The organism is Bacillus cereus (assembly GCF_025917685.1).
In the GTDB taxonomy this organism is placed as follows: domain Bacteria; phylum Bacillota; class Bacilli; order Bacillales; family Bacillaceae_G; genus Bacillus_A; species Bacillus_A cereus_AT.
In genome coordinates this window covers 5,168,069-5,190,031 of the sequence record NZ_CP089518.1, presented here as the reverse complement: position 1 = coordinate 5,190,031, position 21,963 = coordinate 5,168,069, and the positions used below count along the sequence as shown (strand labels likewise).

Sequence of the window (21,963 nt, the reverse complement as noted above, 5' to 3'; positions counted from 1 at the left end):
TTGACCCGTATGAATAATATATATATAATTACAAGTAGTTATTAAAACTACATGTAATTATATGAGGGGTGTTTATATGAATGCTTATGTAAGAGAACCGGTTAATGCATTTACTCACTTAGGAGGAGCTGTATTATCATTTATTGCATTATTAGCTATGATTGTGAAGGTTTCTGTTAAGATGCCATCTTTTGCTGCAATTACAGCTGTTATTTTATTTGGTATGGGGATGATGGTCCTTTATATGGCATCAGCTGTGTATCATAGTGTTGTAGCCAGTGAACGTGTTATTTATTTCTTTAGGAAGCTAGATCATTCTATGATTTTTATATTAATTGCAGGTACATATGCACCCTTTTGCTTAATTACATTAAATTCGGCGAATGGTTTGCTATTATTTTGTTTAGTTTATGGAACTGCGATTTGTGGTATTGTTTTTAAAATGTTTTGGTTTAATTGTCCAAGATGGTTATCGACAGCAATTTACCTTCTGATGGGTTGGTTAATTGTTCTATTCTTTGCACCGCTAGCTGATAATTTAAGTACAGGAGGTATTCTTTTCCTAGTACTTGGAGGTATTTTTTATACGATTGGTGGGTTTATTTATGGTGCGAAGCCAAAATGGTTGGAGTTTAAATATATGGGACACCATGAAATTTTTCATGTTTTTGTATTGTTAGGTAGTCTTGCGCATTTTCTAAGTGTATATTGTTACGTAATTTGATCAAAAAACGCCACGTGATGTCTGTTATGTGGCGTTTTTTTATTATCTAATTGGAATCGTGTATTGTATAAAATAAGTGTGGGATAAAATGTAAGTTTTTGTGTTCGCATAATAAACATGGGATAAGAAATATGTGATATACTTTGAGAAGTTTATAATGAATGAAATATGGAGGACTATAATTATGGCAATACTTGTAACAGGTGGAGCAGGATATATTGGTAGTCATACATGCGTGGAATTACTAAATAACGGTTACGAAATTATAGTAGTAGATAATCTTTCGAACAGCTCGGTAGAGTCTATAAATCGAGTGACAGAGATAACAGGAAAACAGTTTAAGTTTTATAAAGAAGATATTTTAAATCGCGAAGCACTGGATACGATTTTTGAAGAAAATACAATTGAAGCTGTTATTCATTTTGCAGGCTTTAAGGCCGTAGGAGAATCAGTAGCAATTCCGTTAACGTATTATCATAACAACATTACAAGCACATTAGTGCTATGTGAAGTGATGCAGAAGCATGATGTGAAGAAGATGATCTTCAGTTCGTCTGCAACAGTGTATGGTATCCCAGAAACATCACCAATTACGGAGGAGTTTCCATTAAGTGCAACAAATCCATATGGTCAAACGAAATTAATGATTGAACAAATTATGCGTGATGTAGCATTTGCGGATGCAGGATGGAGTATTGCATTACTTCGTTACTTCAACCCATTTGGCGCACATGAAAGCGGGCGTATTGGAGAAGATCCAAATGGAATTCCAAATAACTTAATGCCATATGTAACACAAGTAGCGGTAGGGAAGTTAAAGGAATTAAGTGTATTTGGAAATGACTATCCAACAAAAGATGGCACGGGTGTCCGTGATTATATTCATGTTGTAGACTTAGCAAATGGTCACGTGAAGGCGCTTGAAAAGGTACTTGGCACTACTGGGATAGATGCATACAATCTCGGTACAGGTACTGGTTATAGTGTATTAGAAATGGTTGAAGCATTTGAAAAAGTTTCAGGCAAGGAAGTTCCTTATAAAATTACGGAACGTCGTCCTGGTGATGTTGCAGTATGTTTTGCAGATGCATCAAAAGCGAAGCGTGAATTAGGATGGGAAGCACTACGCGGATTAGAAGAGATGTGTGCAGACTCTTGGAGATGGCAATCAAATAACAAAAATGGCTATCTAGAAGTTTAATAAACAGAAAAAATGACCTTTGCATAAGCAAGAGGTCATTTTTTTTCTGTTTATTTTCCATTAAGTTTATTGGCCACTTTAGTAAAGAAAGTTCGCTGTTTCATAGAAGTATTTGACTGACAAAATGTATAGTAGTCAATATCTTTAATATAAGTAAAGAGTCTAGAAATGGCATATAAGAATGTAATAGAAGATCCGAGTGCAAAACTAATACCGTAACCATCGAATCCAAATGGTAGTAGAAGAAGACTTAATAACAGGTTTGCAAAAAAGAACAGAGCCGATGTTCGAAATGCCCCTTTACGATCTTCAAAATATAAGAGTAGTAACGTAATAACAAGAACCATACCGTTTGCATAAGCACCAATTATAGTCAGCTGCAAAATAGAGTATTCAAGTGCTACATTCCCAGATTGTGAACTAAACATCCATATTATAAAAATAATGAGTAAAGAAAAAATACCTTGATTACGAAGTATTCGTTCCATTTCTTGTTTTAGGACAAAGTTCATTGATTCTTTTAATTGTAAAATTGTATTTAATGTTGCCCCATTGTTAACTGAACCGAAGAACTTCTTATACCGTTCATAAAATCTTGTTTCAATGGATACTACGAAGAAAATATAAGTTGGGATAATACTTAAATAAGCCCAGAAAACAGAGGTATCATATATTTGATGATAAATAAACGTGTTTTCAATATTTCCTCGCCCTTCTCCGAACCAAATAACAAAGTTACATACCCAAATGCCAATATTGTAAAGTAGGCTCGACCAAAATAGTTCTGGATATTTATCTAAATAAGAAAGAAAGGTAAATTGTTCAGTAGCATCACTATTTGGAAACATTCGTACAATAACGATACTTAACCAAACTAATGTAATGAAGGTCCCGATTGTAAAAGAAATTAAAAGCAATAGGGCAAATCCGTGCTCTAATCCAAGTGTTGGATTAAAGTAAGCGATAAGTGCAATTCCACATAGAGAAAAAATTGAACCGATTAAAAATGCAAGAGCGATTGACTGATAATCTTTAGCTGCTGTTAAATAAATGGATTGAATCCAAATGATATTTAAAGCTAAAAATAAAAATAGCATCACGATTTTATAATACAAGGCTAATGGTGTAAAAATTGCAAACAAAAGCCATAAGATAATAGCTAAGAAAAGTGTGATTTTCGTCATTCCTAAAAAGGAAGAAAATACTTTATCAGCTTTTTGCTCGTATAAAAGGTCAGCCACATATCTAGTTACGATGAGCTGCAAGGCACCGTATATAATTTGAGAAAAAATAAAGCAGTATGAAATTGAAATTGTGAAAAGGCGCTGTTCCTCAATTGAAATAGAATGGAACAAACTTAAAATGTATCGAATAGCTGTTACTGCTAAAATAACGACTAACCACGGACCAGCTGTAACAAATAATGAAAATCCGTACGCTTTTATTCTTGAAGAATAGTAGTCTTCTTGGAATAATTTTTGTAAACGAAATCCTATTCCTGCCATGTTTTTTTACCTCTTTCTAAGTAGAGCTTACGATAACTATCAACGACACCTGATAATTGGTAGTGCGCTTCAATACGATTGCGCCCATTATCCCCAAATTGTTGAATGGATTCAGGGTGACGATAATACCACTCTAAATGAATGGCAACTTGCTCAGGAGATACAGGTGGTACAACAAATCCGCATTGCCCGTAAGGATCTTCGTCTTGCCCGTAAATTAACTCCCTACAAGAACCGACATCTGTAACAACCCATGGTAATCCTGCCGCCATTCCTTCTAACATAGCTAATGGTTGCCCTTCAGATATACTTGTTAATACGAGAATATCTGTTTGTTTTAAGTAATCTTTAATATTTACTTTGCCGGTCATTATTACATGCTCTTCTAATCCTAATTGTTGAATTAAATCACGACATTCCTGAGCATATTCTGCTTCTTCCGTATCAGGACCTAGTAAGTAAAATATAAATGGAATATTTTTTTCAAATAATAATTTAGCTGCATAAATCATTGTTTTTACATCTTTAATTGGCACAACTCGTATAATAGCGGAAATGATGAGTTTATCCGAATTATACTTTGGTTTACGTAACCCGTTATAGTCAGATAAAGTAACGCCGTTTGGAACGATTTTTAGTTTATGAGCCGGGGCACCTAATTCTTTTTGATATGCACTATTTCGGCCGAACAACGTAATTACATCAGCTGCTTGTTCATATGCTTGATGAGACAAGTGATGAAAGAAAGAAACCCATCTTTTTTTGTATTCAATTGGTATCCAAGTAGACTGTAGTATTTCTTCTTCGCGCTCCCGAGAATAAATACCGTGTTCAGTTAGAATAAATGGTATGTCAGACTTGGCGCTAATTGCAGCACCAAGCAGTCCACCATAACCTGTCGATACAGAATGAATAAGATCTAATTCAGGGAAGTCAATTTGTAAAATTTGAATGATTGGTGTGAACATAGATCTCCACATCCAAAAATAATTTAAGAAGGAACCACTACTTTCTTCATATAAATAGCTTTCTTTAACAATTTCATAAAACTCACGACTTTCGAAGAAGGAATGGAGTGTTCCTAGCTTTTGTTTATCCCCTAATATTTGTAATGCTGTTGTATCGTTGGCTTGAAATGTAAACCATTTTTGAAGTGTCTGTACTTCTTGCTCAGTTAAATTAGTTTTTATATGTTTTGATTCATTTTCTGATTGCAAAGGAATCATGATGATATCTTTTACGTTGCTTGGAATTTCATATTGATATTCATCTTCTGTTTTTACTTGAGGGACTATCGCAAAAATCGTAAATTCATGTTCTTTAAACTGCTGGATAATCATTTGAACCCAGCTTGCTACTCCTCCACTTACAAAGGGGTAGCTGCCTTCGACGACCAAACCTATTCTCATCTGTTATTCTCCTTTAATTGGGATCGTAGCACTGGCTTTCGTTAACGTAACGCTATAAATTTGGGAATCAAGCTTTTTAACCGTACCGTAAGAGAATGAGCCAGGTTGTATCTTCTTACCCTCTTCTACACGTATAATTGTTGAAGTATGATTTGGCAACCCTTTATATGCAATGTGAACAGCATCATCTTCATAAGAAACATCTAGGTCACCAGTTTGATAAATTTTCATAGAAGCAGTTGCTTCACTTTGGGTCATACTTTTTATATAAGGATATTTTTCTCGTATTTCTTTAATTGTCGTTTTATAAGCTTTAAATAATTCTTCCCATGTTAATTCACCTGATCGTTTTTCATCAAGGATATCATCTGGATGGACGAAATGTGAGATAACCCCTAAATTTGCGGTAACATCAGTTAAGATAAATTGCTCTTCATCTGTGATGGCATAGCCACTCGTAATACGCGGGAAGTGATAAATGTTTTTGTTATATTCATCTGGACCAAATTCTTGAATTAGACTGCCGTTACTTTTACTTCCCACATATAGAGAAGCAACTGTTTCCATAGTTGGAACCGCGTCGTTTAATGCATTTAATCCAGTTGTATTTATAATATTGGATGGTGGTACATAGGTTTTTAGTTTTTCGTTTGGAAAGAAGTTATACACGAGTTTTTGTAGAGCATCCAAGGAACTCTCCATATCCTCTTTTGAATTCCAAGGAACATATTCAAGTGCTTTATCTACTGGGTCTGGTGGTAATAATAAAGGTTGATGGTTATAGCCATGAATACCGATTTCCCCGCCGTGACTTAATAATTCTCTTCCAAATAATAAATAGGTATTTCTATTTTTACCTGTGAAATCTTCAAAAGGTGGCGTTACTTTATTTTGGTATGTCCCAATTGCAACCCCCGTATATTTAATATCAAGCTCTTCAGAGATATCCTTCATATTTTTCCACCAATGTTTTTTATAAAATTCTTCAACAGAAATTTTTTCTGTTGTTAAGTTTTTTAGTTCTCCCTGTGGAATCGGAGATGGGAAGTCATCGATATACATAATCTCCGCTCCAAGTTGTGCTGTAGCGAAAGTCGGGAAAATAGTACCCAGTGATTGAACGAACATACCTCTACCTAATTTATCGTTCAATGCTGTTGTATTCCAATATAGGACTTTTCCTTCACCGTAGTCATTGGTCCAAAGGATGGGAGTATCTTCCGCTGTAATCCAGGTATTAGTTGTATTCTCATCTAGCGTAATATTCATTGAGCTATGAGTAAACAATGGAGAAGAACTTGAGAGATCTGGATAACCAGGGAATAAAACTTCTTCAAAGGTTAATCCTTTCGCATCTTTGAAACCTTCTTTTTTCGTAATACCAAATAATGTGTTCCATGAAGGATCTGAATCAAGTCGGTTTGCGATAATAATCCTTCCGCCCATTTGTACAAAATTTTGAATATCGGCTTGTGGAAGTTGCTCCATTATTTCACCTGTAATAATAATCCCTGTATAGGGAGAAGGAGTAAGTCCCTTAATTTCATTAGCTGTAATATCTTTATAGTGTAGGTGTGCGTAATCCATTGCCTTCTTCGTATTAAATTCGACTTGTTGCCCTAATGTATTATCCGTTTTTAAAACGTATAATTGCATTTTCTGTCCATTTTGAGCTACATCTTTCGCTTTGAGTGTTTTAACAGTATCTGTTTCTTTTTTAGGAACAGAAAATTTTTGATAAAAATTTTCTGTTCGATATATAAGGATGGATATAATTAAGAGAAATAAAATGATACTAATAATCCCGATATATATATTAATCCCCTTTTTCAATGTGTGCGCCTCCAAACTGGCTTACAAATAATTGATATTTACGCGGTAGTATATGAATTCTTTTTGCAGCTGCTAGATTATTGATTAAGTCATAGAGCTTGTCCCATAACTTTTGCTCATAATATAGTTCAAGTAACCCAACGTAACCGTAATATGATTCCGGATAGAAATGAATAAGATTTAAAAATTGTTCTTCAGACTTTGCATATTGTTTTGTGTGTAGAAACAGATTTCCAAGGTGGAAAGGGTAAAGAGGTTCGTTAGGGAATAGTTCTACACTTTGTGTAATAAAATTCATAAATTCAGCGATTATTTTTTCTTTTTGCTGATTAGAAAGAAGACCACTGTCTATATATCTTAAATAGTTAGAAACCAACTCTTTTGCAATTTCATTTTGTTGATTTTGTAGAAATTGCTTATTTAAGTATTCAATCTGTTTTTCGTACCGTTCATTTAGTAAATTAATAGTAGTTGCTGCGTAATGTACAGTTTCAGGATCTTTATGGTTAATGGCTTCTTTCAATAAGCCTCCTTCATTAGAGATAGAGGAGGAGCTTAACTGTACAATGAGCTGTTTATGTAATTCAGGCTTATCTAGTTCTAATCCAGAAGAAAATGAAATTAAGTCCATATCTTGTTTTGCTGATTCTAAAATATCTTCGTAATTATCAACGTGAAAGGCAACATAATCAGAGTATTGCTGTAACCACTCGGTTTTTGATCGTCTTATATTAAGTAATAACATGATTACTGATACAATAAGTCCGATAAGCGGGAAAAAAAGCGAGATAATTAAGCAAAATTCAATAATCCCTTTTTTATCTTCAGCAATTAAACCTTTTGTAAATCGGAATAAAAGAAAAACTAAAATAGCGTAAATAAAATAGAGAAGGAGCAAAATCATTAGAATATCACTCCTTTAGAAGAAAGGGCGTTTTGTATACGAGTTTGAACTTGTAATAAATACTTTTCTTCAGTGCCAGGTAATAAAATCATAATTTTTTGCGCGGTCGTATTATAACCTAATATATCGATATTACGTAAATGATCTTTTAAAATAGAATTTATCATTTCTAAAGAATCTTGTGGAGCATTGAACTCAAAATAGGAATATGGATAAGATAATGTTTCGTACCGTTTCTTTTCTATTTTTAGTAAATGTTCAAATTCATCTTCATAATAAATGCTTGTTTTGGGGAATGTGCGATCCTCTTGACTTGATAGCCAAAGATTAGAAGCGTTTTGTAAACGATCACCCATCCAGCGTAAATACCATGTGAAAAGTTCAAATTGCTCGGAAGTTACTTTTGAAAACTCGATTTCGTCTAATATAATGACGTATTGTACATCATCTTGGAATAGGACGGGACCAACTAAAAGTGGAGCATCTTGAGAATCCTCGTCTGTACGGAAAAAAGGTCGATTATGCGCTAGCGCATTTTTGATGACTAACGAAGCGCTTTTAACAAAAATGGATTGAGATAATGTATTTTTACCAGTTTCTGCTCTTAATTTAATGCGAAGCGACTGTTTATTGTTATCGACGTGATAGATACCAATTTTTTTTGCCCCAAAATACATTTTTAATACATTCATTCCTTCATCGAGTACAATTTCAGGATGTGTATGATTTAAAGCTTTAAACATATGATACATTTTAGATAAGTGGTTATTTGATTCAAGTACACGAGAACGTAGTGTAATACGTGTTTCATCCAATTGTTTCACAACATATTTTAATTCTTTATTTTCAGCTTTTAGCTCATTATTTATCATATGTACATCTTCATAACGTTCTTTTTGTGCAGTACTCATTAGTCCACAACATAAACTAATAACAAGTAAGAAAATCCAACTTATCCAGTAATCTAATGAATAAAAGTACAGCAATATATCATTTCCTTTGCATATACCGCTTACAAAGATATAAATCATTGCTTCCAGAAAGGCGAAAAGGGCAATAGATATGCCATACCGGCTAGAAACAATTAATGTAATAAATAAGAGTAAGAAGTATTCATACGTTGGTGTAAGAAAATCAGTTAGTATTGAGAGAAAAAATAGAGCAATAAAGAGAATCGTAGGTTCAATCATTTTTTGTAATAAATTAGATTGTCTATAGTGCATAAAAAAATCCCTTCTTTCGTTTGCAAATTTAATTTTGAGGAATAGTACACTGAAATAAAATACATAATTTAAAAGAATTATTTTAAGATAGATAATATATAAAGCCCAAACTATTTTATCAACAGGGATGTAGTAAATTCAAGTGAAATAAATTCTAATTTCTGTTAATGTATTGTATTTATTGGGATTTTTATAAGGATATCGAGTTTAAAAAAATGTAGAATGTTATGGCATTACTATAATTGTATTAACATTTAAAGGTGTTAAAAGTTAAAACAATAGAAAATTACAATTGTATAGGGGGTAATATTATTATGGAGTGGAAACGTTCTATATGCTTTTTAGCTATATTTTCTTTTATTTTTTCTTCAAGTACATCCGCACAAGCAAATGTTGTGGAATCAGTTTTAAAAAATGTACGAAGTTATAAAATTTATTATGGTGAAGCAAATGAGCAAGTAATTGAGAGACTTTCAAAGTATGACATGGTTATTATAGAGCCATATGCATTTACAAAAGAGCAGGTTCAGCAATTAAAAAAATCAGGAACGGTAGTCCTTGGGTATGTTAGTGTTTTAGAATTAGAATCGTGGCATAAATCGCAAGTAGTTGAATCAGACTATTATTATAGAGACGGTAAGAAAATGAAGATTGAGCAATGGGATACATATATTATGAATTTAGCTGATGAACATTACCGTGGGATTGTTGTGAATAAGGTGAAACAGCAAGCTATTGGAAAAGGAATAGATGGGGTGTTTTTAGATACAGTTGGTGATATTGATGACTATTTTTATGATCAGCCGTCTACACAAGGGGAATTTCGAGAAGCATATGTAAATTTATTAAAAGAAATTAAAAGTGTTGATTCCAACTTGCTTCTTATACAGAATTGGGGATTTGACACAATCAAGAACACATCCTTGAATTTTATACATGGTGTACTGTGGGAAGACTTCAATAAACAAGTTATTGCGAAAGATGAATGGAGTCAAAATTGGATGCGCTATTTTAAACAACAAAGTAATAAAATTGTAACGTTTACCGTTACTCCAAATAATGTATCTAAAAAATATAGTTCTATAAATGGATTTATTCCTACAATCAATCCGAATGATATTTATGATAAATAGCAATTATTAGGAATGAGAAACTATCAAGATTGACTATGACAGCCTAGGTCAGTAATACGATTATCTTATAAAGATGAATGTATTACTGACCAGCACCTATTACATAATAATGGACTTAATGAATTCGAACGAGCTGTTTATGGTACACTGTGTTACCTTCTTGGCTTGAATATGGTGGTAAGCTTCGTCCAAAGCAATTTGCAATAATGTTGGGGTGATCGTTATAGGAAATTCGAATTTCATATAGATCTACAGTGTCATCTAAATCGGCGTAAAAAACGGCAAGATTATTACTGTCGAGAGAGTAGGGGAAACTTGCTTCTACATTTTCCCCGACTAGTACGGGAAGCTTTATTGGAGTAGAATGAGTGGACCAATCCCATACTTCTATAGTTATGTGATGGGGATAATATTTATCCAAGTTCACAATGTTAACTACAGCAGAAATAGTATTAGATTCTTTCGTTAAAACGCCAGTTGAACGAACTACATATCGAGGAATTCCATGATGAAACATATACATCTTACCTTTCTAAAGAAATTAATATGAATTTAAAATATTCTATGTAAAAGATTAGTAGAATGAACTAGTATAAATGAATCATTCTATTAATTCTCATGGAAATAAAAGAGAATAATTTAAAAATCATCCCAGGTCTTGTCTTGTTGTTAGAGTGCGTTTATAATCAAGTAATCCTATTAACTTTTTGATAGGATTACTTCTTTTTGAAAGCGTTTTTAATTCGCGATGTTAGGGGAATGCTGTTACTTTCAAATACTGAAAAGTTGACTGAGATTATACAAGAAATAATATTGCTGTATAGCAGTTATTAAAGGTAGTTTCATTTCATTTTTTGAGGTAGGAAGTCTGACTTTTAACATAAAAAACTATGTATGTGGTTTTAAGTAAGAAGAAAGATAATAAGAAATATGATTTTTTATATGGTGGGGAGGTTACAGTGTGAAAACATAAGATTTTCACACGAGTATATATGGGTTATGTAGGATTATTACTTTCAGGTGCAGCCTTATTTTTAAATAGCCTTGTCATACTAGGCAAAGCAGAGATGAAGAGTGCAGGTGTTTTTAATTTATTTGTGGGGGCATTACAAATTATCATTCCGTTTTATTTAATTATGATCTCTGATCAAAGTAATTGGACGGTATATTCATATGCAGCTACTTTTTTATTTGGTTTAACGTATTTGTACGTAGGGGTTACTTTTATTAAGGGTATGGATAGTAGCGGCCTAGGATGGTTTTGTATATGGGTAGCGATTATTGCGTTATTCTATATGGTTGTTTCGTTTGTTCAATTCCATGATGTTGTTAATGCGTTAACATGGTTTATGTGGGCATTACTTTGGTATTTATTCTTTGTATTAAATACACAAAAAAAGAATATCAATCAATATCTTGGAAGAATTGCTTTCGTACAATCATGGGTAACATTGACGTTGCCTGCACTCTTTTATTTTATGGGGGTGTGGGGAGAGGGATTCGTATATGAACTATGGGTTTATGTATCAGTAATTTCTATTTTATATTTCTGTTATTGTATCTTTAAATATCGAGTACGTTAATGTATCGTATGTAGAAAAAACATGGAATCGTTAAACTGATTCCATGTTTTTTCTATTTTAGCGTTTATAATAATAGAGGTAGTATTTTACAATTTATAAAATGGGGATGATGAAGGTGAAAAAAGTATTGGTGCTAGGGGGAACAAGGTTTTTCGGCAAACATTTAGTAGAAGCACTTTTACAAGCTGGGCATGATATAACAATTGCTACGCGGGGAATTACCGAAGATTCCTTTGGGTATACAGTAAAAAGAATTGTAGTAGATAGAGAAGACGAAAAGTTACTGGAAGAGCGTTTGGAAGGTAAAAGCTATGATGTTGTATACGATAATTTATGTTATAGCTCGAATGCAGCGAAGATAGTGTGTGAAGTGTTGAAAGGAAAAACGAAGAAGTATATTATGACATCTTCAATGGCTGTCTATGAGCCTGCGCTAGACTTGGCAGAAGAGAACTTTAATCCGTACGAGTATGCGATTACGTATGGGGATAGGAATGATTTTAATTATAGTGAAGGCAAGCGATTAGCCGAAGCGGCTTTATTTCAACATGCAACATTCCCAGCCGTTGCAGTGCGTTTTCCAGTTGTTATTGGAGAAAACGATTATACGAAAAGGTTACAATTTTACGTTGAACATATTGTGAAGCAAGAGTCTATCGTTGTGGATCATGTAGATGGAGAGTTGTCGTTTATACATGAAAAAGAAGCAGGGCAGTTTTTAGCTTGGTGCGGGATGGAAAGCATAGAAGGGCCAATTAATGCCTGTAGTAACGGGGTAGTTTCCACGGAAGAAATTATTTATTTCATAGAAGAGAAAACGGGGATAAAAGCGCTCATTCAAGAAGCAGGAGAAAATATAGCTCCTTATAATGAAGTAACTAACTGTACGTTACATAACGGAAAGGCTCGTGAATTAGGATTTTTGTTCCGAGAGCTGAAACTAGAAATAAAAAATGTTTTACAACAGTACATAAGTACAATGAAGTAATCATAAATCCCCCGGTGGCAATCCGGGGGATTCTGGAGGATTTCGACAATACTGATTTTACATTACCAAATTTACCTTATACGTAAGACTAATGTTTTTGTGATTGAATTGCTTGTAAATATTTTTCGTTTACGCGTTCCCAGTTTACCGTATGCCACCAGTTGGTAACAAACTCAGGGCGCCGATTTTGATACTTTAAATAATAGGCATGTTCCCATACATCGATGACGAGTAATGGAATTTTTCCTTCTTGCAAAGGTGTATCTTGATTTGGTGTACTCATAACAGCGAGTTCTTCACCATCAAGAACAAGCCATCCATATCCACTTCCAAAACGACTAATGGCCGCTTTGGACAGTTGGTCTTTTAAGTTGTCAAAGGTATTGAAATAATAATCAATTACTTTTGCAACGTCTCCATTAGGCTCGCCGCCACCTCGTGGGCTCATCACTTCCCAAAAAAGACTATGACAATAATGTCCACCACCGTTATTTCTTACAGCTGTAACAATTTCTTTTGGTAAATCATCTAAATTACATAGTAACTCTTCTAAAGATTTATTATGTAATTCAATATAATTTTCTAAAGTAGCATTTAAATTGTTTACATACGTCGCATGGTGCTTTCCGTGATGAATGGAGAGTGTATTGCTATCGATATATGGCTCTAGTTCATCATAGTCATATGAAAGCTTTGGCAATTGAAATGAAGACATAAAATTACCTCCTTTCTCTTTAAAAGTTGGTCTAGGTAAAAAAACTTTACCTGAGTCAAAATTACACCTATTCTTCATGTAAGTCAATAGTAAATTCTCTAATTTTCTGAAAAATATTACAATAAAAGTAACACTTCCACTTTCGTTTGTGACTCTTATCCTTTTTGCTTATACTGTAAAGTAGTAGTGTCTTGTTGAGATAGAAGGAGATTGTTTATGAGTAAAACGAAACAATTAATAGAGGAAGCAAGTAACTTTATTACTATTTGCTATAAGGAACTTAATAAAGAGCAATTAATAAAAGAGCGTATGGAAGAAATTTTAATAGAGATAGAGAAGACGGGGACGTATGAGCATACATTTGAAGAACTTGTTCATGGATCGCGAATGGCATGGCGCAATAGTAATCGATGTATCGGAAGACTATTTTGGAGTAAGATGCACATATTAGATGCACGTGAAGTAAATGATGAGGAAGGTTTATATAATGCATTAATTCATCATATTAAATATGCAACGAACGATGGGAAAGTTAAACCGACGATTACAATTTTTAAGCAATATCAAGGTGAAGAAAATAATATACGAATTTATAATCACCAATTGATTCGGTATGCAGGATATAAAACAGAAATAGGGGTGATTGGTGACTCTCATTCTACTGCGTTTACGGATTTTTGCCAGGAACTTGGATGGCAAGGAGAAGGTACGAATTTCGATGTATTGCCACTTGTTTTTTCTATAAACGGGAAGGCGCCTACATATAAAGAAATTCCGAGAGAAGAAGTAAAAGAAGTGCCAATTGAACACCCAGAATACCCGATTTCATCCCTTGGAGCAAAATGGTATGGGGTTCCAATGATTTCAGATATGCGCTTAGAAATTGGCGGTATTTCCTATACAGCCGCTCCGTTCAATGGATGGTATATGGGGACGGAGATTGGGGCACGTAACTTAGCGGATCATGATCGTTATAATTTACTGCCGGCTGTTGCGGAGATGATGGAGTTAGATACATCGAGAAACGGTACGTTATGGAAAGACAAGGCACTAATTGAGTTGAATATTGCTGTATTACATTCCTTCAAAAAACAAGGAGTTAGTATTGTGGATCACCATACAGCTGCACAACAATTTCAACAATTTGAGAAGCAAGAAGCAGCATGTGGACGGGTTGTAACAGGCAATTGGGTGTGGCTCATTCCACCGCTGTCACCAGCTACCACTCATATTTATCATAAACCGTATCCGAATGAAATTTTGAAGCCGAATTTCTTTCATAAATGATATTTAGTATAGTTTTTTATGCAAAATATAATTTTTTTTAATTACTGTTACGTAGCAAATGGAAGCCTTTACTCTCGGTTATTTTTGGAAGGAGCTTTTTGAACCAAGGAGTTCCTTATGTTATAATCAAATTTCTGTTTCGAAGACCTTATAGAAATATAAGGTCTTTTATTTTGCTTTTTTATGTAATAGGAATAGAAATTTTCTTTTAAATAAGGGATTTAGCATATTTTTAGGGACAACATAAGTGTGTAGAAAATCGATGAATTATTATACTTATATAATCATTATGTTTTAGGTGTAAACAATAAAACATAATAAAGTTGTTTTTTTAGATTGCTGAGGAAGGAGGAAGTGTAAATGAGAATGAAGAGTCGAAAAACGGATTGGCCTGTATTTCTTATTAGTGGTGGCTCACTTTTATTATTTGTAATTGCAGTTATTTTAAATAAAAGTTACGTAGAGGGAGTCATTAATAGCAGTTTTGCAGCTTCAATTAAATATTTTGGTGCCTTTTGGCAGGTTTTATTAATTGGTACATTTATTGTGGCAATGTGTATGGCGTTTTCGAAATATGGGAGAGTTAAACTTGGGGGGCTAGAAAAACCTGAGATTAGTACGACAAAATGGCTCGCTATTATTATGTCTACATTGCTTGCCGGAGGTGGCGTTTTTTGGGCAGCTGCAGAGCCGATGTACCATTTGATGACGGTGCCACCAATACATGAAGGTATAACTGCTGGAACGAAAGAAGCGGTAATGCCTGCTTTAGCACAAAGCTATATGCACTGGGGTTTCCTCGCTTGGACGATTTTAGGTACAATTAGTGCGGTAGTTATGATGTACGGACATTATCATAAAGGTATGCCGTTAAAACCTCGAACACTTTTATATCCTATTTTTGGAGAGAAGTTGCGAAAGAGTTGGCTTGGAACAATGATCGATGTATTTGCCATTATCGCGGTAGCTGCAGGGACGATTGGTCCGATCGGATTTTTAGGACTACAAGCAAGTTATGGGTTACAAGCATTGTTTGACATTCCTGATGTGTTTACTACTCAATTAGCGATTATTGTTTGTGTAGTAGCTGTTTCTACTATATCTGCGGTAACGGGAATTGATAAAGGGATTCAAATTATAAGTAATTTAAATGTTAGGTTAGCAGTTTTATTAATGGTATTCGTATTACTGTTTGGACCAGGTGGATTTATTATTGATTCATTTGTTTCTTCGTTTGGATTTTATATAAATGAATTTATTCCAATGAGCACATATCGTGGTGATACAGGTTGGTTAGGGTCGTGGACAATCTTTTTCTGGGGATGGTTTATTGGATATGGACCGATGATGGCAATTTTAGTGAGTCGTATTTCAAGAGGCAGAACAATCCGAGAAATCATCGTTGCAATTGGAATTATTGCACCTATTATTACAACGTTTTGGTTTACGATTTTGGGAGGGTCAGGTGTATTTTATGAGTTAATGAAGCCTGGTTCTATTTCGACCGCATTAAGTGAATCTGGTATGCCAGCGGCTATGATTGCAATTACAGAGCAACTGCCACTCTCTAATATTATTGGACCTGCATTTCTTTTATTAACAATCTTATTTGTAGTGACAACAGGAGATTCAATGGCTTATTCGATTTCAATGGCAGTGACTGGAGATGGAGATCCTAGAATTAGTTTGCGAGTGTTTTGGTCGCTTATTATGGGAACAGTTGCAGCGATTCTTTTATACATGGGTGAGGGAAGTATTAATGCATTACAATCATTCATCGTAGTAACAGCTGTCCCGGTATCCATTCTGTTATTCCCAATGCTATGGCTAGCGCCTAAAGTTGCAGGGGAATTAGCCTTAAAACAAGGTATTGTAAAAGAAGAAGAGAAAACTTCTTTCTTATTCCAAAAAGCTAGTAAATCAAAATAAATAATTGTATTTATATAAAAAGAGGAAGCATTTTATTTGAGATGCTTCCTCTTTACTATTTATTTAACTACTTTTCTCGAAGGGGATCATACTCTATACAGTTTCAATCTATTCTAATACTTTATCTTTCGTCTCTGGGACACATAGTAGCATTGTAACTAAACCGATTGGATAGATAATGAAGATGAGAGATAGTGCTCCCATTAAATTTCCACCTGCAGCAAGTAAGCCGATAATAACAGGCCCAAATCCAGCTAAACCGCGTCCTGTTCCGAAAATAAAGTTCTCTGCTGTCGAGCGAGCTTCAGCAGGATAGTTTTCAGCTAAAACTGCTCCGAATCCTCCCATCATGCCATTGGCAAAGAATCCAAGCAATGCACTTCCCCATAACAATAATGTTGAGTCTGTGAATAAGAAGAAGTAAATGAGACAGTATATAGTACCACCGACATAATAGATTGTAAAAGTTTTACGGCGACCAATTTTATCGGCTAGAATACCAAAAGTTGCAATTCCAATTAGCATGCCAATCGTAGAGATGAACATCCAACCGCTCGCTTTTGCTAATGTGTAGTTATATTTATTTGCTAAAATAGTTGGCATCCATGTGAAAATTCCATAATATCCGAAGTTCTGTATGAATGACATAATAATAAGACCAATTGTTGTTATCGTTACTTTTTTATTTGCAAATAACTTTCGAAGTGGGAACTTTTTCATTTGTTTTAGTTGTTCTGCCTCAGCAGTTGTTAAATGACCTTCAGCCTCTTTTTGTAACAACTCTTTTTTGTATCGTTGTTTTTGTTCCCATATTTTCGGTTCACTTAAACTTTTGCGTACATAGACAGCTAGTAGAGCGGGAATGAGTCCAAATAAGAAAACAGCTCTCCATCCGAAATGCGGTACGATAAATGCTGGAAGGAGTGAAGCGACTAGTACGCCAAATTGCCATCCAAGTGCAACAACGGATGTCGCCTTAGCTCGCATTTCTTTAGACCATGTTTCAGTTACGATGGCCATCCCAATCCCGAATTCACCACCAACTCCCATTCCAACTAAAAAGCGAAGAATTAATAATTGCCAATAATCTGTTGCGAAATAAATAAGTGCTGTTGCTAGTGAGAATAGTAAGATTGTGAAGGCCATCGTACGGATACGCCCAAATAAATCAGCAATAAATCCAAATAAATAAGACCCGATTAGCATTCCAATTGTGGTAGCTAATGTTAAGTTTCCACCTTCAACAGGGCTTAAATGAAATTCTTTTAAAATGTAGACGAGTACGAAAGATAAGAGCAACATATCTAAACCTTCTGCTGCATATCCTAGCGCAGAACCAAACAGTGTTTTATATCTTTTCTCCTTCGTTTCCTCTGTTGTTGGTTGTACATCAGTAGTAATGTTCATTATTACTCCTCCTAATTTTCTTCTACAGTCGCTATGGAAGAATAACAAAAGGCCTTCTCACCTGATATGATGAGAAGGCCAAAAAAGCATACGTATCCCTAAAAAAGACCATACGTATAGTATATTCCGACTTCCTTCTCAACCTCACGGGGTTGGGTTAAAGGACTGTATTATATTACCTTATTTTTAGCACTCTTCTATTAGATTGTCAAATAAAGAGTGTATTGTTATGTGTAAAATATTTCAAAAGATACTTCATTCTCCTTGACGCACGCTTCATTATTTTCCCATAATAAAACTAACTAATATAAAAAGGAATGAATCACAGATGCTAAATTTAGTACTTATGATGATTGAACGTGTCGGACTTATTGTTATTTTAGGATTTTTACTTTCTCATATTAAAACGTTTAGGCGTCTTCTTCATAAGCAAGACGGATATGTAGATAGGATTAAGCTTATTTGTATTTTTTCAGTGTTTACAATTGTAAGCAATTACACAGGGATTGAAATAGCGGGAAATACGATTATGAATGAAAATTGGCTACAAGGTGTTTCTTCATCAAGTACAATCGCGAATACACGTATTATGGGTGTTGGAATTAGTGGATTGCTTGGCGGCCCTATCGTTGGAATTGGAGTAGGATCAATTGCTGGTATTCACCGTTATATGCTTGGCGGGACGACAGCGCTAAGTTGTGCAATCTCGTCAATTTTAGCAGGAGTTATAACGGGTTATATTGGATACATTTTTAAAAAATATAATCGTACAATTACACCTAAATTTTCAGCGGTTTTAAGTGTTTTTATCGTTTCTTTAGAAATGGTTATGATTCTATTAATTGTAGAGGATGGAATTAGTATTGTGAAAACAATTGCGATACCGATGATCCTTGTGAATAGTTTCGGGAGCTTTATTTTACTTTCTATGATACAAGCCATTTTGCGTCAGGAAGAGAATGCAAAAGCTCTACAAACACATAAAGTATTACGAATTGCCGATAAGACATTACCATATTTTCGCCAAGGGTTAACAGAAGAGTCTTGTAAACATGTGGCACAAATTATTCACCGCTTTACGGGAACGGATGCGGTATCCTTAACAGATACAGAGAAAATCTTAGCTCACGTTGGATTAGCGTCAGACCATCATATTCCTTCACACAGTTTAATAACAGGTTTATCAAAATCCGTATTAAAAACAGGGAAGATAATGAAAGCGAAGTCTCGTGAGATTATTAATTGTCAACATGAGGGGTGTCCATTACAAGCGGCAGTTGTTATTCCATTAACTTCACATGGGAATACAATAGGAACATTAAAGCTTTATTTTAAAAACTCTAATCAATTAAGTCGTGTTGAAGAAGAGCTAGCGGAAGGGCTGGCGAAAATCTTCTCCACACAGCTTGAGTTAGGTGAAGCCGAGTTACAAAGTAAGCTATTGCAAGATGCCGAAATAAAAGCGCTGCAAGCACAAATCAATCCGCATTTTTTATTTAATGCAATTAATACAGTGTCAGCTTTATGCCGAACAGATGTAGAGAAAGCGAGAAAATTATTGCTACAGCTTAGCGTTTATTTTCGTTGTAATTTGCAAGGGGCACGTCAATTACTTATTCCATTAGAACAAGAGTTGAATCATGTGCATGCATATTTATCGTTAGAGCAAGCGAGATTTCCGAATAAGTATGAAGTGAAGATGTATATTGAAGAAGCACTAAAGGTAACTTTAGTGCCACCATTTGTGCTACAGCTATTAGTTGAAAATGCATTGCGCCATGCTTTTCCGAAAAAGCAGCCAGTGTGCCAGGTTGAGGTACATGTGTTTGAAAAGGAGGGGATGGTTCATTTTGAAGTGAGGGATAATGGACAAGGGATTGAGAGTGAACGTCTAGAGCAATTAGGAAAAATGGTAGTTCCATCAAAGAAAGGGACTGGAACAGCTTTATATAATATTAATGAGCGACTTATCGGGTTATTTGGGAAAGAGACAATGCTTCAAATTGAAAGTGAATTAGAGCAAGGGACAAAGATCCTCTTTGTAATTCCGAAAAAAGTAGGGGAGGAAAAACGGAGTGTTAAAAGTATTAGTAGTTGATGATGAAATGTTAGCACGCGATGAATTGAAATATTTATTAGAGCAAACGAAAGAAGTAGAGATAGTAGGTGAGGCGGATTGTGTAGAGGATGCATTAGAAGAATTAATGAAAAACAAACCAGATATTGTTTTTCTAGATATTCAATTATCTGATGATAATGGATTTGAAATTGCAAATATATTAAAGAAGATGAAGAATCCACCTTCAATAGTGTTTGCTACTGCATACGATCAATATGCGCTGCAAGCGTTTGAGGTAGATGCGTTAGATTACATTTTAAAGCCATTTGATGAAGAACGTATCGTACAGACATTAAAGAAATATAAAAAACAAAAGCAAATAAAATTAGAAACAAAGCAAGATGTAAAGAGTGTAGATGTAACGACCGAGATGCATAAATTAGCATTACCAATTGAGGAATCAATTGTACTTATTAATATTGAAGATATTGTTTATGTAGGGCTTGTAGATGGGAAAGTAGCTGTAAAAACAATGAAAGAAACATATGTAACACATGATACACTTGTGATTTTGGAAAAGAAATTACCGCAAACCATTTTTATGCGTGTTCACCGTAGTTTCATTGCTAATATTAATCATATTACTGAGATACAGCCGTGGTTTAATTCGACTTATAACTTAATTATGAAAGAGGGATCTAAAGTCCCGGTTAGCCGTACATATGCAAAAGAACTTAAAAAGCTGCTTCGTATTTAAGGAGCAGCTTTTGTATTTCATCCTATAATTTTTGCAACTGGCCGTTTATATTTGACGCCCTATTATGTAAACGCTTACTTATCCATTTATATCCTATACAATAAAGGTACCAAATCAAAAGAGGTGGCCAAAATGAGCACAAAAAAAGTATATGGTTTTCTATCACAAATATTCGTTTTTTCAGCTATTATGTTGGTTTCTAATATTATCTCAACACATTTGCCAATTCCGATGCCTTCATCAGTAATCGGGTTAGTCGTATTATTTAGTCTATTATGTTTAAAGGTTATTAAATTGGAGCAAGTTGAATCACTCGGAACAGCTTTAACAGGTATCATCGGATTTCTTTTCGTCCCATCAGGTATTTCAGTTATTAATTCTCTTGGTGTAATGAGCCAATATTTCGTACAAATCTTAACTGTAATCGTTGTCGCAACAATTATTTTACTTGCTGTAACAGGTTTATTTGCACAATTGATTTTAGGTAAGGATGACAAGGAAACAAAAGATACAAAAGAATTGAAAGTTGTAAACAAAGGAAGCAAACACGGAAAAGTCGCATAACTATTTTAGACCATACATGGTTAGGAGGTAATGAACATGACAAGCACAATGACTCCATATTTCGGAATCGTCGTTTCATTAATTGCATACGGAATCGGAACGTTTTTATTCAAACACTCAAAGGGATTCTTCTTATTTACACCACTATTCGTAGCAATGGTATTAGGGATTGTATTTTTAAAGGTAGGTAACTTCACTTTTGAAGAATATAATACTGGCGGAAAAATGATTAGTTTCTTCTTAGAGCCAGCAACAATCGCTTTTGCAATTCCATTATATAAACAAGTTGATAAGTTAAAAAAATATTGGTGGCAAATTTTATCGGCTATCGTGGTTGGATCTATTTGTTCAGTGGTTGTCGTGTTCATTGTCGCAAAAGCAATTGGTTTAGATACAGCTGTAATGAACTCAATGTTACCGCAGGCAGCAACAACAGCAATTGCGTTACCAATCTCTGAAAGTATCGGTGGTATTCCAGCAATTACATCATTTGCAGTTATCTTTAACGCAGTTATCGTATACGCATTAGGAGCTTTATTCTTAAAAACGTTTAGAGTTAAACATCCGATTGCTAAAGGTTTAGCGCTTGGGACAGCTGGACATGCGTTAGGGGTTGCAGTAGGTATCGAAATGGGTGAAGTAGAAGCAGCTATGGCAAGTATCGCTGTGACAGTAGTTGGTGTCGTAACAGTGGTGGTTATCCCGATGTTCATGCCATTTATTGGATGATAAAACTTACTTA

At 34.5% G+C, this 21,963-nt stretch carries 19 protein-coding genes; 11 read left to right on the top strand and 8 right to left on the bottom strand.

What is annotated here, in order from left to right:
• The first annotated feature begins 76 nt into the window (after nucleotides 1-76).
• Together trhA and galE are read left to right on the top strand one after the other, a co-directional pair.
• Nucleotides 77-724, top strand: coding sequence for a PAQR family membrane homeostasis protein TrhA (gene trhA / locus LUS72_RS26995; RefSeq protein WP_097831368.1), 648 nt, complete (start codon nucleotides 77-79; stop codon nucleotides 722-724).
• A 184-nt stretch (nucleotides 725-908) separates the two neighbouring features.
• Entirely contained in the window at nucleotides 909-1,925 is a 1,017-nt protein-coding gene (gene galE, locus LUS72_RS26990; protein WP_097831369.1) for a UDP-glucose 4-epimerase GalE, read from the top strand.
• 50 nt (nucleotides 1,926-1,975) lie between these two features.
• On the opposite strand, the gene pelG is transcribed toward galE, so the two are convergent.
• The 5 genes from pelG to LUS72_RS26965 are packed head-to-tail and all read right to left on the bottom strand — an operon-like array spanning nucleotide 1,976 to nucleotide 8,799.
• Nucleotides 1,976-3,430, bottom strand: a complete 1,455-nt coding sequence (pelG, locus tag LUS72_RS26985) for an exopolysaccharide Pel transporter PelG (RefSeq protein WP_098361897.1) — start codon at nucleotides 3,428-3,430, stop codon at nucleotides 1,976-1,978.
• Complete coding sequence (gene pelF / locus LUS72_RS26980) at nucleotides 3,418-4,839, bottom strand: GT4 family glycosyltransferase PelF (protein WP_097831370.1); 1,422 nt, start codon at nucleotides 4,837-4,839, stop codon at nucleotides 3,418-3,420. Before pelF ends, pelG begins: the two co-directional genes overlap by 13 nt.
• A 3-nt stretch (nucleotides 4,840-4,842) precedes the next feature.
• A complete protein-coding gene (locus LUS72_RS26975) occupies nucleotides 4,843-6,672 on the bottom strand; it encodes a DUF2194 domain-containing protein (protein ID WP_097831371.1) in 1,830 nt (609 codons plus the stop codon).
• Nucleotides 6,656-7,576 carry a tetratricopeptide repeat protein gene (locus LUS72_RS26970; RefSeq protein ID WP_264448489.1) on the bottom strand — a complete coding sequence of 307 codons (921 nt, stop codon included), beginning with the start codon at nucleotides 7,574-7,576 and terminating at the stop codon, nucleotides 6,656-6,658. The genes LUS72_RS26975 and LUS72_RS26970 overlap by 17 nt, the downstream gene beginning before the upstream one ends.
• Nucleotides 7,576-8,799, bottom strand: coding sequence for a nucleoside-diphosphate sugar epimerase (locus LUS72_RS26965; protein ID WP_264448488.1), 1,224 nt, complete (start codon nucleotides 8,797-8,799; stop codon nucleotides 7,576-7,578). Before LUS72_RS26965 ends, LUS72_RS26970 begins: the two co-directional genes overlap by 1 nt.
• Nucleotides 8,800-9,113: 314 nt before the next feature.
• On the opposite strand from LUS72_RS26965, the gene LUS72_RS26960 reads away from it, so the two are divergent.
• Entirely contained in the window at nucleotides 9,114-9,932 is an 819-nt protein-coding gene (locus LUS72_RS26960) for a glycoside hydrolase family 191 protein (RefSeq protein ID WP_264448487.1), read from the top strand.
• A 115-nt stretch (nucleotides 9,933-10,047) separates the two neighbouring features.
• Here the strand turns inward: LUS72_RS26960 and LUS72_RS26955 are convergent, their stop codons facing one another.
• Nucleotides 10,048-10,449 carry a hypothetical protein gene (locus LUS72_RS26955; protein ID WP_264448486.1) on the bottom strand — a complete coding sequence of 134 codons (402 nt, stop codon included), beginning with the start codon at nucleotides 10,447-10,449 and terminating at the stop codon, nucleotides 10,048-10,050.
• Between the two features lie 475 nt (nucleotides 10,450-10,924).
• On the opposite strand from LUS72_RS26955, the gene LUS72_RS26950 reads away from it, so the two are divergent.
• Both LUS72_RS26950 and LUS72_RS26945 read left to right on the top strand, forming a co-directional pair.
• Nucleotides 10,925-11,515, top strand: a complete 591-nt coding sequence (locus tag LUS72_RS26950) for an AmiS/UreI family transporter (protein WP_097831376.1) — start codon at nucleotides 10,925-10,927, stop codon at nucleotides 11,513-11,515.
• Between the two features lie 100 nt (nucleotides 11,516-11,615).
• On the top strand, nucleotides 11,616-12,503 hold the full coding sequence (locus tag LUS72_RS26945) for an NAD-dependent epimerase/dehydratase family protein (RefSeq protein WP_264448485.1): 888 nt from the start codon (nucleotides 11,616-11,618) through the stop codon (nucleotides 12,501-12,503).
• A gap of 88 nt (nucleotides 12,504-12,591) precedes the next feature.
• Here LUS72_RS26945 and sodA read toward each other — a convergent pair whose 3' ends face one another.
• On the bottom strand, nucleotides 12,592-13,218 hold the full coding sequence (sodA, locus tag LUS72_RS26940) for a superoxide dismutase [Mn] (RefSeq protein ID WP_097831377.1): 627 nt from the start codon (nucleotides 13,216-13,218) through the stop codon (nucleotides 12,592-12,594).
• A 216-nt stretch (nucleotides 13,219-13,434) separates the two neighbouring features.
• On the opposite strand from sodA, the gene LUS72_RS26935 reads away from it, so the two are divergent.
• Both LUS72_RS26935 and LUS72_RS26930 read left to right on the top strand, forming a co-directional pair.
• On the top strand, nucleotides 13,435-14,505 hold the full coding sequence (locus LUS72_RS26935) for a nitric oxide synthase oxygenase (RefSeq protein ID WP_097831378.1): 1,071 nt from the start codon (nucleotides 13,435-13,437) through the stop codon (nucleotides 14,503-14,505).
• Nucleotides 14,506-14,865: 360 nt separating this feature from the next.
• A complete protein-coding gene (locus LUS72_RS26930) occupies nucleotides 14,866-16,434 on the top strand; it encodes a BCCT family transporter (RefSeq protein ID WP_097831379.1) in 1,569 nt (522 codons plus the stop codon).
• Between the two features lie 108 nt (nucleotides 16,435-16,542).
• On the opposite strand, the gene LUS72_RS26925 is transcribed toward LUS72_RS26930, so the two are convergent.
• A complete protein-coding gene (locus LUS72_RS26925) occupies nucleotides 16,543-17,841 on the bottom strand; it encodes an MFS transporter (protein WP_097831380.1) in 1,299 nt (432 codons plus the stop codon).
• Nucleotides 17,842-18,169: 328 nt separating this feature from the next.
• Here LUS72_RS26925 and lytS point away from each other — a divergent pair, with 328 nt between their 5' ends.
• From lytS to lrgB, 4 genes are all read left to right on the top strand, one after another.
• Nucleotides 18,170-19,939 (top strand): two-component system sensor histidine kinase LytS, encoded by a 1,770-nt coding sequence (lytS, locus tag LUS72_RS26920; protein WP_097831381.1) that lies wholly within the window; start codon nucleotides 18,170-18,172, stop codon nucleotides 19,937-19,939.
• Nucleotides 19,917-20,657: a LytR/AlgR family response regulator transcription factor gene (locus LUS72_RS26915; protein ID WP_097831382.1), complete on the top strand. Its 741-nt coding sequence runs from the start codon at nucleotides 19,917-19,919 to the stop codon at nucleotides 20,655-20,657. Before lytS ends, LUS72_RS26915 begins: the two co-directional genes overlap by 23 nt.
• A gap of 132 nt (nucleotides 20,658-20,789) precedes the next feature.
• Nucleotides 20,790-21,221: an antiholin-like murein hydrolase modulator LrgA gene (lrgA, locus tag LUS72_RS26910; RefSeq protein WP_002113185.1), complete on the top strand. Its 432-nt coding sequence runs from the start codon at nucleotides 20,790-20,792 to the stop codon at nucleotides 21,219-21,221.
• Nucleotides 21,222-21,257: 36 nt separating this feature from the next.
• Nucleotides 21,258-21,950: an antiholin-like protein LrgB gene (gene lrgB / locus LUS72_RS26905; protein ID WP_002113184.1), complete on the top strand. Its 693-nt coding sequence runs from the start codon at nucleotides 21,258-21,260 to the stop codon at nucleotides 21,948-21,950.
• The last annotated feature ends 13 nt before the right edge of the window (nucleotides 21,951-21,963 follow it).

What these genes read in the sequence shown, in the direction of transcription:
- LUS72_RS26965 (WP_264448488.1), bottom strand. Translation starts at nt 8,799, where the DNA reads ATGCACTATAGACAATCTAATTTATTACAAAAAATGATTGAACCTACG.
- LUS72_RS26950 (WP_097831376.1), top strand. Translation starts at nt 10,925, where the DNA reads ATGGGTTATGTAGGATTATTACTTTCAGGTGCAGCCTTATTTTTAAAT.
- trhA (WP_097831368.1), top strand. Translation starts at nt 77, where the DNA reads ATGAATGCTTATGTAAGAGAACCGGTTAATGCATTTACTCACTTAGGA.
- pelF (WP_097831370.1), bottom strand. Translation starts at nt 4,839, where the DNA reads ATGAGAATAGGTTTGGTCGTCGAAGGCAGCTACCCCTTTGTAAGTGGA.
- galE (WP_097831369.1), top strand. Translation starts at nt 909, where the DNA reads ATGGCAATACTTGTAACAGGTGGAGCAGGATATATTGGTAGTCATACA.
- LUS72_RS26955 (WP_264448486.1), bottom strand. Translation starts at nt 10,449, where the DNA reads ATGTTTCATCATGGAATTCCTCGATATGTAGTTCGTTCAACTGGCGTT.
- sodA (WP_097831377.1), bottom strand. Translation starts at nt 13,218, where the DNA reads ATGTCTTCATTTCAATTGCCAAAGCTTTCATATGACTATGATGAACTA.
- LUS72_RS26960 (WP_264448487.1), top strand. Translation starts at nt 9,114, where the DNA reads ATGGAGTGGAAACGTTCTATATGCTTTTTAGCTATATTTTCTTTTATT.
- lrgA (WP_002113185.1), top strand. Translation starts at nt 20,790, where the DNA reads ATGAGCACAAAAAAAGTATATGGTTTTCTATCACAAATATTCGTTTTT.
- pelG (WP_098361897.1), bottom strand. Translation starts at nt 3,430, where the DNA reads ATGGCAGGAATAGGATTTCGTTTACAAAAATTATTCCAAGAAGACTAC.
- LUS72_RS26925 (WP_097831380.1), bottom strand. Translation starts at nt 17,841, where the DNA reads ATGAACATTACTACTGATGTACAACCAACAACAGAGGAAACGAAGGAG.
- lrgB (WP_002113184.1), top strand. Translation starts at nt 21,258, where the DNA reads ATGACAAGCACAATGACTCCATATTTCGGAATCGTCGTTTCATTAATT.
- LUS72_RS26945 (WP_264448485.1), top strand. Translation starts at nt 11,616, where the DNA reads ATGGGGATGATGAAGGTGAAAAAAGTATTGGTGCTAGGGGGAACAAGG.
- LUS72_RS26930 (WP_097831379.1), top strand. Translation starts at nt 14,866, where the DNA reads ATGAGAATGAAGAGTCGAAAAACGGATTGGCCTGTATTTCTTATTAGT.
- LUS72_RS26935 (WP_097831378.1), top strand. Translation starts at nt 13,435, where the DNA reads ATGAGTAAAACGAAACAATTAATAGAGGAAGCAAGTAACTTTATTACT.
- lytS (WP_097831381.1), top strand. Translation starts at nt 18,170, where the DNA reads ATGCTAAATTTAGTACTTATGATGATTGAACGTGTCGGACTTATTGTT.
- LUS72_RS26970 (WP_264448489.1), bottom strand. Translation starts at nt 7,576, where the DNA reads ATGATTTTGCTCCTTCTCTATTTTATTTACGCTATTTTAGTTTTTCTT.